Raw genomic sequence first — 13122 nt, 5'->3', positions numbered from 1 at the left:
GAGCGGTATGAGTGCGTCCGGTGATGGGCGCACGATTCCATCATGCAGGTGGTTTGTTAACCTGCTTTGCGCTGGAACAGATGGGGAAGGCGGCGCCATCGGTGTGGAAGCGATGGCGCGGGAGGACGGGGTTACAGGAAGCGGTCGAGGATTTTTTTGCTGTGCTTGTCTAGCTCGCGGATGTCGCGCACCAGGAAGTGGATGCCGTGGATGTCGGAGATCAGCAGCGTGTCGACCGTCAGGCGGCGGATGTCTTCTTCGCCGCGCAGCACGAATTCGGTGTCGCCGCGATCGGTCACCACCGACCAGGTGCAAGGTGTGGCGTAGCTGGTCACGCTGTTGATGCGCGAAATCTCCGGCATGAATTCGCGGCCGCTCAGTTCCTCCGTCACCAGCGCGCCGATCGCCGGCGGCAGGTCGCTGATCAGGTCGATCCACGCCACCTCTTTGCCATCGCTGTTGAGCAGCGAGATGCCATCCTCCGGCGCCTGCACCGGAAACGCGCGCACCGGCGATACGCCTTCGTGCACCACACCGTCCGCCGTGGTCAGGATCAGGCGGCCGAAGGAATTGCGGGTCAGTTCAAATGTCGTCGTCATCTTCTTATTCCTTGCTGCCGTCGTCCAGGTCGGTATCCACATTGCGGGCCTGTGCCTGATACAGACGGTAGTACGCGCCTTCCAGCGCCATCAGTTCATCGTGCGGGCCTTCTTCCACCACCACGCCGCGATCCAGCACCACCAGTCGGTCGGCCTTCTGCAAGGTCGACAGGCGGTGGGCAATCGCGATGGTGGTGCGGCCTTGCACCAGGTTCTCCAGCGCGCGCTGGATTTCTTTTTCGGTTTCCGAGTCCACCGAAGCGGTCGCCTCGTCAAGGATCAGGATCTTCGGATCGATCAGCAGCGCGCGCGCAATCGAGATGCGCTGACGCTCGCCGCCCGACAGGCCCTGGCCGCGTTCACCGACCATCGAGTCGTAGCCCTGCGGCAGACGCAGGATGAATTCGTGCGCATGCGCGGCGCGCGCGGCGGCGATGATTTCCTCACGCGTCGCATCCGGCTTGCCGTAAGCAAGATTCTCGGCAATGGTGCCGAAGAACAGGAACGGCTCCTGCAACACCAGGCCGATATTGCGGCGATAGTCGGCCACATTGAACGAACGCAGGTCGACGCCGTCCAGCAGGATCGCGCCCTCGGCCACATCGTAGAAGCGGCAGATCAGGTTGACCAGCGTCGATTTGCCGGAACCCGAGTGGCCCACCAGGCCGATCATCTCACCGGCCTTGATTTCCAGGTCGATGCCGCGATTGACCGCGCGGTTACCGTAACGGAAACCGACTTCGCGCAGCGAGATATTACCTTCCACCTTGCCCAGCTTGACCGGATTGACCGGCTCAGGCACCGACGATACGTGATCCAGAATGTCGAAGATACGCTTGGCGGCCGACGCCGATTTCTGCGTCACTGAAACGATACGGCTCATCGAATCCAGACGGCCATAGAAGCGGCTGGCGTAGGCGATGAACGACGTCAGTACACCGACCGTGATATTGCCCTTGGAGACCTGGTAAATGCCGAACACCCAGATCACCAGCAAGCCCAGCTCGGTCAGGAAGGACACGGTCGGCGAGAATAGCGACCACACCTTGTTCAGCTTATCGTTGACCGCCAGATTGTGCTTGTTGGCGGTGCGGAAGCGGTTGGCCTCGCGCGACTCCTGCGCAAAGGCTTTCACCACGCGGATGCCGGGGATGGTGTCGGCCAGCACGTTGGTGACTTCGCCCCACACGCGGTCGATCTTTTCAAAGCCGGTGCGCAGGCGGTCGCGCACCAGGTGGATCATCCAGGCGATGAAGGGCAGCGGCGCCAGCGTGCAGACGGCCAGCCACGGATCGAGATTGAACAGGATCACGCCGGTCATGATGATCATCAGGCAGTCGGACAGGAAGTCCAGCAGGTGCAGCGACAGGAACACGCAGATCCGGTCGCTCTCCGAGCCGATGCGCGACATCAGGTCGCCGGTACGCTTGCCGCTGAAGTATTCCAGCGACAGTTGCAGCAAGTGCTGATAAGTGGTGGTGCGCAGGTCGGCGCCGATGCGCTCCGAGGCCAGCGCCAGCACATAGGTCTTGCCCCAGCCGAAAATCCACGCCAGCACGGCCGCGCCAACCAGGCCGGACATATACAGCACCACCAGCGACGGATCGACCTCCTTGCCGTTCTGGTAAGGGATCAGCACATTGTCCATCAGCGGGATGGTCAGGTAGGGCGGGATCATGTGCGCGCCGGTGGACAGCAGCATCAGCGTGAAGCCGAGCGCCAGCTGGCCTTTATATGGCTTGGCGAAGCGCCACAGGCGGAACAGCGTCCAGGTCGACGGCGGCGTATGGACCACCTTGGTACAGACCGGGCATTCTTCCTGCTCCGGCTCCATCGGCGCCTTGCAGCTGGGGCAGACGTTTTTATCTTCCAGCAGCACCGGCTCGCCGGTGGCGTGGCTGTCGCGATGGGCGTCGAATTGTTCGACCAGGCGGATCGCGTGCAGGTTCTGGCCCAGCGTGAAACGCCAGGCGTTCAGGCGGCCCTGGTTATTCACCAGCTCCAAGTGGCCAACGCCGGCGTGGTCATGGTGTTTCAGCACCATGTCCGGCGCGAACGGCCACGATTCCCACTGCGATGCACCCGGCGCACGGGCAAGCAGGCGGCGCGGCGTGACCACCACCATGCCCTTGGAAAAACGAAGTTGCTGATCCAGGTCAACCTCCAGGGCACTTGCAACGTTTTCCTCTTGGGAAAGTTGTGCCTGTATCTCGGAACGCCAGCGTTCTGGAAGCTCGCTCAGGCTGGATACGTTGGAAAGTTGTTCGGTCGTCATCGTGCGGCGTACTCCGGAGGGGAAAAGGGCTGTTGTTGCGGCTTATTTACGGTATTCTGTCATTCATCAAACATTTGACAGAGAACAATAAAAAGCTTGTTTTGCGTTGGCGGCAAGTATACCGCACAGCAGCAGGGCAAGGGTACAGGGTTTACAATACGGCGCGGGCTTGCCAGGCCGATAACAAAGTTACAAGAATTAACACATGACTAAGAAGAAAGACATTGAAGTTCTCCGCGTAACCCATTTGCGCGGACCGAATATCTGGACGTATCGCCCGGTGATCGAGGCGTGGCTGGATATCGGCGAACTGGAGAACTTCCCATCGAATTTGTTGCCCGGCTTGTATGAACGCCTGACCACCATCCTGCCGGGCCTGATCGTGCACCGCTGCGGCGTGGGCGAGCATGGCGGCTTCCTGGAGCGCCTGCGCGACGGCACGTACGCCGGCCACATCCTGGAACATGTTGTATTGGAGCTGCAAAACCTGGCCGGCATGAAAACCGGCTTTGGCAAGACCCGCCAGATCGGCGAAGACACCGGCCTGTATAAAATGGCTTTCCGCACCCGCCAGGAAGAGGTCGGCCGCGCCGCGCTGGCCGCCGGCCGCGACCTGCTGATGGCGATGATCGAAGACCAGCCTTACGATCTGGATGCCACCGTGGCGCAGCTGACCGATATGGTCGAAGACCTGTGCCTGGGCCCGAGCACCGGCAACATCGTGGACGCCGCCGGCGTGCGCAAGATTCCATTCATCCGCCTGACCGATGGCAACCTGGTGCAACTGGGTTACGGCGCCGCGCAGCGCCGCATCTGGACCGCTGAAACCGAGCACACCTCGGCGATTGCCGAAGGCATCGCTTCGGATAAAGACCTGACCAAAACCCTGGTGTCGTCCTGCGGCGTGCCTGTGCCTGAAGGCGAGCTGGTGACCAGCGCCGCCCAGGCCTGGGAAGCCGCGCAAGACATCGGCCTGCCGGTGGTGCTGAAGCCGTACGACGGCAACCATGGCCGCGGCGTATCGCTGAACCTGAGCAATGAAGCCGACGTTGCCGCCGCCTATGAGCTGGCGGCGCAGGAAGGCGACAGCAGCAGCGTGATCGTCGAGCGCTTCATCGTCGGCGACGAACACCGCTTGCTGGTGGTAGGCCGCCGCGTGGTGGCAGCCGCCGCCGGCGAATCGCTGTGGGTGACCGGCGACGGCAAATCCAGCGTAATGGACCTGTGCAACACGCAAATCAATACCGATCCACGCCGTGGCGAAACCGAAGAGTTCCCACTGGGCCTGGTCAAGCCGCATGAGTCGGGCGAGATCGTGCTGGAGCTGAAGCGCCAGGGCATGACCCACACATCGGTGCCTGCCGATGGCCAGAAAGTGCTGATTCAGCCGAACGGCAACGTCGCCATCGACGTCACCGACAAAGTACACCCGCAAGTGGCCGCGATGGCTGCACTGGCGGCGCGCGTGGTCGGCCTGGACATCGCCGGCATCGACCTGGTGACCTCGGACATCACCCGTCCGCTGGAAGAAACCGGCGGCGCGATTATCGAAGTCAACGCCAGTCCTGGCTTGCTGGCGCACCTGAAGCCGGCCGAAGGCGAGCCGCGCAATGTTGGCGAAGCGATTGTCGAGCACCTGTTTGGCGAAGCAACCGGCCGCATGCCGATCGTCGGCATCGCCGGCAAGCACGGCACCACCATGACCGCGCGCCTGATCGCCTGGCTGCTGCAAATCAGCGGCAAGAAAACCGGCCTGGCATGCGCCGACGGCCTGTTCGTCAATGGCCGCCTGCTGCCGCGCGATGGCTTCAGCGACTGGGAAACCGGCGAACGCCTGCTGTTGAACAAGAGCGTTGAAGCTGGCGTGTTTGAAAACAGCGCGCGCATGATCCTGTCCGAAGGCCTGGCCTACGACAAATGCGCAGTGGGTGTGGTGACCGACGTCAGTGATTATGAAGACCAGGCCGAGTTCCATATCGAGAGCCTGGACAAACTGTATAACGTGCTGCGCACCCAGGTCGACGTGGTGCTGCCTAGTGGCGCGGCGGTGCTGAATGCCGCCGATCCGCAAGTGGTGGAGATGGCCGACCTGTGTGACGGCGAAGTGATTTTCTATGGCGTAGACGAACAGCTGGCAGCGATTGCCGCGCATCGTCAGGACAACAAGCGCGTGGTGTTCCAGCGCGCGGACAGCATTGTCCTGGCCAGCGGGCAGACCGATGTCGCCAGCCTGCCGTTGTCGCCACTGGTGCCGCCGGAAGCCGTGCTGGCCGCGATTGCCGCTGGCTGGGCGCTCGGCCTGACGGCGGAGCTGATCGGCGCCGGACTGCGCACCTTTGACGCGAATCCAAAGAAAACACATCACTGAAAGAACAAGAAGAATGGAAGTTATACGCACCCGCGCCCTTCGCGGCCCGAATCTTTGGAGCCACCACACTGCGGTGGAAGTCATTGTCTCTTGCCCGAAGGACGAACAATCGGTCGCCGCGCTGCCGGACTTTGAGCAGCGCCTGCACGCGCGCTTCCCTGCCGTCGGCGCACTGCACCCAACTGGCAATTCCGACGCCGTGCCACTGGCGCGCGTGCTGGAAGTAGTGACCTTGAGCCTGCAGGCGCAAGCCGGCTGCCCGGTCACCTTCAGCCGCACCCATGCCACGCTGGAAGAGGGCATCTATCAAACCGTGGTGGAATACACCGAGGAAGCTGTCGGCCGCCGCGCTGTCGAACTGGCCGAAGCGCTGATCGCTTCGGTGCTGGCGGATACCGCCTTCGACCTGGAGGCCGCGCTGAACGAGCTGCGCGACCTGGATGAAGATGTGCGCCTGGGCCCAAGCACCGGCGCCATCGTCAACGCCGCCGTCGTACGCGACATTCCGTTCCGCCGCCTCACCGAAGGTTCGATGGTGATGTTTGGCTGGGGTTCGAAACAGCGCCGCATCCAGGCTGCTGAAATGGACACCACCGGCGCCATCGGCGAGACCATCGCGCAGGACAAGGAGCTGACCAAGAAGCTGCTGCACGCCGCTGGCGTGCCGGTGCCTATCGGCCGTTCGGTGGAAGACGAAGCCGACGCCTGGAAAGCGGCACAGGAAATTGGCCTGCCGGTGGTGGTCAAGCCGAAGGACGGCAATCAGGGCAAGGGTGTGACGGTCAACATCATGACCGAAGACAACCTGAAAGCCGCGTTCCGCACCGCCAAGGAATTCCGCGACGATGTGATGGTCGAACGCTATCTGCCAGGCCATGATTACCGCCTGCTGGTGATCGGCAACAAGCTGGTGGCCGCCGCGCGCCGCGATCCGCCGCTGGTGGTGGGCGACGGCTTGCACACGGTGCGCCAGCTGGTTGACATCGTCAATGCCGACCCGCGCCGCGGCTCGGGCCATTCGACCTCGCTGACCAAGATCCGCTTCGACGATATCGCGATTGCGCGGCTGGCCTTGCAGGACCTGAACGCGGATTCGATTCCGGCCAAGGGCCAGCGCGTCATCCTGCGCAACAACGCCAACCTGTCGACCGGCGGCAGCGCCACCGACGTCACCGACGACGTGCATCCGGAAGTGGCGGCGCGCGCGGTGGAAGCGGCGCAAATGATCGGCCTCGATCTGTGCGGCGTGGACGTGGTGTGCGACAACGTGCTGGAACCGATTGAAAATCAACGTGGCGGCGTGGTCGAAGTCAACGCCGCGCCTGGCCTGCGCATGCACATCGCGCCATCGTTCGGCAAAGGCCGCGCGGTGGGCGAGGCTATCGTCAACACCATGTTTGCGCCGGGTGAGAACGGCCGCATTCCGGTGGTGGCAGTGACCGGCACCAACGGCAAGACCACCACCGTGCGCCTGATCGCGCACCTGCTGACCGCCAGCGGACTGCGCACCGGCATGACCAATACCGACGGCGTCTACATCGAAGGCCGCCAGACCGACAGCGGCGATTGCAGCGGCCCACGCAGCGCGCGCAATGTGCTGCTGCATCCGGATGTCGATGCGGCGGTGTTTGAAACCGCGCGTGGCGGCATCCTGCGCGAAGGCCTGGCCTTCGACCGCTGCCAGGTGGCTGTCGTCACCAACATCGGCATGGGCGACCACCTGGGCCTGAACTACATCACCACCGTGGAAGACCTGGCGGTGCTGAAGCGCGTGATCGTGCAGAACGTATCGGAAAGCGGTTACGCGGTGCTGAACGCGGTCGATCCTATCGTTGCCGCGATGTCGGCCAATTGCCGTGGCAAGGTGATCTTCTTCGGCGCCGATCGCACCCATCCGGTCATCGCTACGCATCTGGCGCAGGGCAGCCGCACTGTGTACGTGGAAGATGGCCATATCGTGGCCGCCGAAGGCCGCCAGCTGAACCGCATCCCGCTGTCGCAGGTGCCGATCACCCGCAACGGCGCAATCGGCTTCCAGGTCGAGAACGTGATGGCGTCGGTGGCTGCGGCGTGGGGCGTGGGCATCAGCTGGGACGCGATTCTGCTGGGCCTGAAAACCTTCGCCAACGATTCCGACAATGCGCCGGGCCGCTTCAATGTGTTCGACTACAAGGGCGCGACGCTGATCGCCGACTACGGCCACAATCCGGACGCCATCCTGGCGCTGGTCAAGGCTGTGGAAACCATGCCGGCCAAGCGCCGCGTGGTGGTGATTTCGGGCGCGGGCGACCGCCGTGATCAGGACATCACGCAGCAGACTGAAATCCTCGGCCGCGCGTTTGACGACGTGCTGCTGTACGAAGACGCCTGCCAGCGTGGCCGTGTTGACGGTGAAGTGGTGGCGCTGCTGCGCTCCGGCCTGACCGGCGCACCGCGCACCTCGCATGTCGAAGAGATCTACGGCGAGTTCAAGGCGATTGATACCGCGTTGGCGCGCTTGCAGGAAGGGGACTTGTGCCTGATCCTGATCGACCAGGTGGAAGACGCACTGGCGCACATTGCCAAACGCATTAAAGAGGCTTAGTCTAAGTCTATCAAGGCTATAGATATTTATAGTTTTTATTTATGGTTCTCGTTGTTTAAAATAGCCTTACGCTATTAAACAACGAGGAGCCATAGTATGAATCAGCCACCTATTACCACCGCCTCAGGCATTCCCGTCGCCGACAACCAGAATTCCCTGACCGCCGGCCCTCGCGGTCCTGTCCTGCTGCAAGACTTCCACCTGATCGAGAAGCTGCAACACTTCAACCGTGAACGCATTCCAGAGCGCGTCGTGCACGCCAAAGGCTCGGGCGCCTACGGCACTTTCACCGTCACCCACGACATCACCAAATACTCCAAGGCCAAGCTGTTCGGCGAGGTTGGCAAGCAGACCGCAACCTTCCTGCGCTTCTCCACCGTGGGCGGCGAGAAAGGCAGCGCCGATACCGAGCGCGATCCGCGCGGCTTCGCGCTGCGCTTTTATACCGAGGAAGGCAACTGGGACCTGGTTGGCAATAACACGCCGGTATTCTTCCTGAAGGATGGCATCAAGTTCCCGGACTTCATCCACACGCAAAAGCGCGACCCGCAAACCAATCTGAAATCGCCGACCGCGATGTTCGATTTCTGGAGCCGCACGCCGGAGAGCCTGCACCAGGTGACCACGCTGTTCTCCAGCCGCGGCACGCCGGATGGCTATCGCCACATGCACGGTTTCGGCAGCCACACCTACAGCCTGATTAACGCCGCCGGTGAGCGCGTCTACGTCAAGTGGCATTTCCTGACGCAGCAGGGCATCAAGAACCTGAGCGCTGATGAAGCCACCCGTCTCGCTGGCGCCGATCCGGATTACGCACAGCGCGATTTGTTCAACGCCATCGCCGGCGGTGACTTCCCGCGCTGGGACGTCAAGGTGCAAGTTGCCACCGATGCCGAACTGGCCGCATGGGAAGCGCGCACCGGCTGGAACCCGTTCGACCTGACCAAAGTCTGGCCGCACGCGGACTTCCCGCTGCTGCAAGTCGGTGTGCTGGAGCTGAACCGCAACCCGGTCAACTACCACGCCGAAGTCGAGCAGGCAGCGCTGTCGCCATCGAATGTGGTGCCAGGCATGGGCTACTCGCCGGACAAGATGCTGCAGGCGCGCCTGTTCGCCTACCACGATGCGCAGCTGTACCGCGTCGGCACCAATCACCAGCACCTGCCGGTGAACGCGCCACGCTGCCCTTTCCACAATCAGCAGCGCGACGGCGCCATGGCCGGCGCCAATGGCGGCGCGGCGCAGAACTACGATCCGGTGCAGGCTGGCGGCAGCAATCCGCACGGCATGGGCCACGGCGAGCCAGCGCTGGCGCTGGACAGCGCGGCCGGCCGCTACGATGGCCGTGGCAAGGAAGACGACTACACCCAGGCCGGTGACCTGTTCCGCCTGATGCCGGCGGATGAACAGCAAAACCTGTTCAACAATATCGCCGGACCGTTGAGCCAGGTCAGCACCGAGATCATCGCCCGCCAGCTGGCGCACTTCGATCAGGCCGACCCAGCCTATGGCGTCGGCGTGCGTGCCGCCCTGAGAGCGAAGGGTGTCAGCATTTCTTGATACAAATTCTTTAAGGAAATGAAAATTTCTATTTATAATTGTTTCTTTAGGAAAACACTTGTAAATAGATGAAGACCACTTTTCTTGGCACCTTGGGCGCCGCCGCATTGCTGCTCAGCGGCTGCGCCGTCAACACCTCGGTCAGCGATCCGCTGAAACTGAGCGCGCAATCGACGGCCACTTCGGTGGCCGTCAGCATTACCGCCAATACTGATGAAATCTCCGGCTTTGACACCATCAAGCTGCGCCGCGTGGCGGAAGGCGACAAGCCGGGTGACCTGAAATTGCTGGCCGAGAACCTGGTGATGAAACGCGTGGCGCCAGGCATGGCGCGCGACACCGCACTGTTCATCGGTGCGTTGCAGCCTGGCGAGTACGGATTCATCGAACTGATCGACATGTCTTCCAACCGGATGCTGCGGGTTTCTTCCGCAGGCTTGGTTGGCACCTTCAAAGTGGAGGCGGCCAAGCCGGTCGACCTGGGCCGCCTGATCGTGACCCGCGCCAATCTGGGCGTGGATTATGGCCGCAGCGCACGCGCCGTCTCCAATGTGGAGCTGATCCAGCGCTTTGCGCCTGAATACAGCAATTTGTTCCGCGAAGGCGTTGCCGGCGGCTGGACAGCTCCGCGCAGCGAGCGTGACCAGGTCGAGGACTTTGCGCGCACGCATCCGTTCGGCGCGGAATGCCTCGCCGAATTGTCCGATGGCCGCGCGGTGGCCGCCAGCCGCATGGGCGCGGTGCTGCTGCGTTCCAAGGAGGGACAATGGCGCACGCTGAATGCGCAACGCCCGGAGACGCTGGAATGCCTGCTGCCGGTAGCGCTGCCGGATACAGAGCTGGTCGCTGTCGGCGAGTTCGGCACCATGGTGCGCAAAGCGCCGGGCAGCGACGAACTGCTGCCTATTGATCCAGGCAATCTGCCACCCGGTACCTTGCTGCGCATCGGCGGCAATCCGCAGGACGGCTGGTATCTGATGCACGCGAAGGGCCGCGACCTGACGATTTTCCGCAGCCGCCAGTTGAGCGGCGGCGATTGGCAAGCGGTGCATAAGGCGGTGCTGCCGACGCGGCTGTGGTCCAGCCGACCGGTGTTCACGCCATGGCACGACGCACGCGCGATAGGCTATGCGCTGCCGAACGGCCGCATCGGCCAGGTCGATTACAGCACCGGCAAGTGGAGCGAGCGCATGGCGCCGGCCAAGGCCAAGCTGCACGCTTACCGGCACAATCACGACGGCACGGAAAGCGTGCTGGTGGCGGCTGGCTTGCTGGGCAAATTCCCGGATGCGTATTTCTCCCGCGACCTTGGCCAGAACTGGACCAAGATGGCGCCGCCGCTCAAGGTGATGGTGTCGACGGTGGTGCCGTTGAATGATGGGCGCATGCTGGTCAGTGGCCAGGTGTATGGCGATCGAGAACTGCAGGTCAGCAGCGACAACGGACAGACCTGGGCGCCGTATGCCAAATATGACGTCTTGGGTTATATCGAGATGCTGCCGTCCGGGTTGATGCTGGATGTGCAAAGCGCCTATCGCGGCATGATTACGATCCGTGCTTCGACGGACAGTGGTAAGACCTGGCGCCAGGAGTATTCCACGTTTGACCTTGAGGCCATGGTGAAACAGCTCGCCAGGTAAATGGCTTACAATCTCCATGTTGCAGTGCACCGTGGAGGTTGGACTTGAAACAGAAAGCCGCATTTCCGCCGTCGCCGGCCTTGCCGGGCCAGGTTGTTCTGGTCCTGCAGGGCGGTGGCGCTTTGGGCGCCTACCAGTTAGGCGTCTACCAGGCCTTGCACGAAGCCGGCGTTGAGCCGGACTGGGTGATTGGTACTTCCATCGGCGCCATTAATGGCGCCATCATCGCTGGCAATCCGCCTGAACAGCGGCTCGACCAGTTACGCGAATTCTGGCACCGGATGGAACGCAATTCGTTTGGCTTCACCACCATGCCGCGCGCGATTGCCAACGCTGTCACCTTGGGGCAGGGGATACCGGCATTCTTTGAGCCGAATCTGTCGTCGTGGTGGAATCCGGACGCGCGCGTCGGCGTCGAACATGCTTCCTTCTATCAGACCACGCCCTTGCGCAGCACGCTCGAAGCGCTGGTCGATTTCGATTACCTCAACAATAAACATATGCGCATCACGGTTGGCGCGGTCAATGCGCGCAACGGCGCCATGCGTTATTTCGACAGCCGCAAGGAGCCGCTGTGCGTCGAGCATGTGATGGCGTCCGGCGCGCTGCCACCGGCGTTTCCGGCGATCCGCATCGACGGCGAGCCTTACTGGGACGGCGGCATTTACTCCAACACGCCGATCGAGGCGGTGCTAGATGACGAGCCGCGCCGGCAGTCGGTGATCTTCTCGGTGCAGGTATGGAACCCGGACGGCAGCGAGCCGCAAAGCGTGCTGGATGTACTGGATAAGCAGAAGGAAATCCAGTATGCGAGCCGGGCCAGCAATATCGAGCAGCAGCGCAAGCTGCATCGTCTGCGCCACGTGATCCGCGAACTGACCAGGCATTTGCCTGCCGAAGAGCTGGCGCAGCGGGAAGTGCGCGAGCTGGCCTCGTGGGGCTGCGGCACCGATATGCACGTGGTATCGCTACGTGCGCCGCGTATCGGCAATGAGGATCACACCAAGGATATCGATTTCAGCTCCAGCGGCATCCGCGCCCGCTGGCAGGCCGGCTATGACGATACGCAGCGCTTCCTCAAGCTACGTCCGTGGGAGCAACCGATCGATCCGATCGAAGGCATCGCTATTCACGAACTGCCGGAGCACTGAGCAATTCGTCACACAGATCAAGCCAGGCGCGCGCGGCGTGTGACAAATAATTGCCGCGCCAGACGTGGGCCGGCTGCCATAGCAGCTCGGGATCGGTCAGCTTGACCTTGTCCAGGTGGCCGATGGCCAGGCGGTGAATGAAGGGTTCGGGCAGCAGCGCGACGCCCATGCCGGCCGAGGCCATCGCCACCAGCCAGTCCCATTGGCTGCTCTGCGCGGCGATCACCGGTTCAAAGCCGGCTGCGGCAAAAGCGCTGCGCAGCGTGCGCGTCATGGCGAAATCGTCTTTCAGCAGCACCAGCGGCGTGTTGGCCAGCGCTTTCAGTTTCAGCGTGGCGCGGTTCTGCTGAAACGTGCCTTGCGCCGCCAGCGCCCACACCGGGTAGCTGGCGATAGGCGAGGATTGCAGTCCCAGCGCGGGATCGGCCGGCAGTACCGTCATGCCGATTTCCAGTTCGCCGTGCGCCACCTGGCGTTCGATGGCCTGGCCGGCGTCTTCCTGCAAGGTCAGTGTGATGTTGGGATGGCGCTGGCGGAAGGCCTTCAGCACCGGCGTGAACAGCAGGTTGATCATTGGCGGGATGCCGACTGTCAGGTGGCCGCGTTCCACCGTTTGCGTATCGTGAACTTCGACTGCCAACTGGCGCATGGTCGCCAGCATTTCCACGCCGCGCGCGTAGACGACCTGGCCGGTGTCGGTCAGCGTCAGTTTGCGTCCTTCGCGCAGCAGTAATTGCGCGCCGACTTCAAGTTCCAGCTGCTTGACCATTTTGCTGATGGTCGATTGGGTGACGTGCAGCGACTCTGCTGCCTGGGTGAAGCTGTTCAGGCGGACGGTTTCGACGAAGTAGCGGAGTGAGCGCAGATCCATGAATAAAACGAATGAAAAATGGGAATTTAAGTCATAAAACTACAGTTTTCCTGATTCTATACTGAAACAAAAGA

General features: G+C 62.3%; 8 protein-coding genes. 5 read left to right on the top strand and 3 right to left on the bottom strand.

All coding sequences use genetic code 11. From position 1 onward, the window contains the following. Nucleotides 1-131: 131 nt before the first annotated feature. Together KW842_RS07580 and KW842_RS07575 are read right to left on the bottom strand one after the other, a co-directional pair. Nucleotides 132-599 (bottom strand): DUF1854 domain-containing protein, encoded by a 468-nt coding sequence (locus tag KW842_RS07580; RefSeq protein ID WP_218303476.1) that lies wholly within the window; start codon nt 597-599, stop codon nt 132-134. 4 nt (nt 600-603) lie between these two features. Beyond that, nucleotides 604-2874 carry an ABC transporter ATP-binding protein gene (locus KW842_RS07575; protein WP_218303475.1) on the bottom strand — a complete coding sequence of 757 codons (2271 nt, stop codon included), beginning with the start codon at nt 2872-2874 and terminating at the stop codon, nt 604-606. 205 nt (nt 2875-3079) lie between these two features. Between KW842_RS07575 and cphA (KW842_RS07570) the strand changes: the two genes are divergently transcribed. The 5 genes from cphA (KW842_RS07570) (at nt 3080) to KW842_RS07550 (ending at nt 12177) form a co-directional block, all read left to right on the top strand. Continuing rightward, nucleotides 3080-5242, top strand: coding sequence for a cyanophycin synthetase (cphA, locus tag KW842_RS07570; RefSeq protein ID WP_218303474.1), 2163 nt, complete (start codon nt 3080-3082; stop codon nt 5240-5242). A gap of 13 nt (nt 5243-5255) precedes the next feature. Further along, on the top strand, nt 5256-7826 hold the full coding sequence (cphA, locus tag KW842_RS07565) for a cyanophycin synthetase (protein ID WP_218303473.1): 2571 nt from the start codon (nt 5256-5258) through the stop codon (nt 7824-7826). A gap of 96 nt (nt 7827-7922) precedes the next feature. Then, nucleotides 7923-9386: a catalase gene (locus KW842_RS07560; RefSeq protein ID WP_218303472.1), complete on the top strand. Its 1464-nt coding sequence runs from the start codon at nt 7923-7925 to the stop codon at nt 9384-9386. A gap of 68 nt (nt 9387-9454) precedes the next feature. Then, on the top strand, nt 9455-11026 hold the full coding sequence (locus KW842_RS07555; RefSeq protein ID WP_218303471.1) for a sialidase family protein: 1572 nt from the start codon (nt 9455-9457) through the stop codon (nt 11024-11026). Nucleotides 11027-11070: 44 nt separating this feature from the next. After that, nucleotides 11071-12177: a patatin-like phospholipase family protein gene (locus KW842_RS07550; protein WP_229223550.1), complete on the top strand. Its 1107-nt coding sequence runs from the start codon at nt 11071-11073 to the stop codon at nt 12175-12177. Here KW842_RS07550 and KW842_RS07545 read toward each other — a convergent pair. Continuing rightward, nucleotides 12152-13048: a LysR substrate-binding domain-containing protein gene (locus KW842_RS07545; RefSeq protein ID WP_218303470.1), complete on the bottom strand. Its 897-nt coding sequence runs from the start codon at nt 13046-13048 to the stop codon at nt 12152-12154. The genes KW842_RS07550 and KW842_RS07545 overlap by 26 nt on opposite strands. Between the last annotated feature and the right edge of the window lie 74 nt (nt 13049-13122).

Origin of the sequence: Duganella sp. sic0402, from assembly GCF_019219065.1 — a bacterium.
GTDB lineage: Bacteria > Pseudomonadota > Gammaproteobacteria > Burkholderiales > Burkholderiaceae_D > Rugamonas.
Note: the sequence above shows the minus strand (reverse complement) of the source record. Positions and strands in the feature narration are given on the sequence as shown.

Excerpts from the sequence above, each read along its gene's own strand:
- KW842_RS07560 (WP_218303472.1), top strand. The coding sequence starts at position 7,923 with ATGAATCAGCCACCTATTACCACCGCCTCAGGCATTCCCGTCGCCGAC.
- KW842_RS07555 (WP_218303471.1), top strand. The coding sequence starts at position 9,455 with ATGAAGACCACTTTTCTTGGCACCTTGGGCGCCGCCGCATTGCTGCTC.
- KW842_RS07545 (WP_218303470.1), bottom strand. The coding sequence starts at position 13,048 with ATGGATCTGCGCTCACTCCGCTACTTCGTCGAAACCGTCCGCCTGAAC.
- KW842_RS07580 (WP_218303476.1), bottom strand. The coding sequence starts at position 599 with ATGACGACGACATTTGAACTGACCCGCAATTCCTTCGGCCGCCTGATC.
- cphA (WP_218303474.1), top strand. The coding sequence starts at position 3,080 with ATGACTAAGAAGAAAGACATTGAAGTTCTCCGCGTAACCCATTTGCGC.
- KW842_RS07575 (WP_218303475.1), bottom strand. The coding sequence starts at position 2,874 with ATGACGACCGAACAACTTTCCAACGTATCCAGCCTGAGCGAGCTTCCA.
- cphA (WP_218303473.1), top strand. The coding sequence starts at position 5,256 with ATGGAAGTTATACGCACCCGCGCCCTTCGCGGCCCGAATCTTTGGAGC.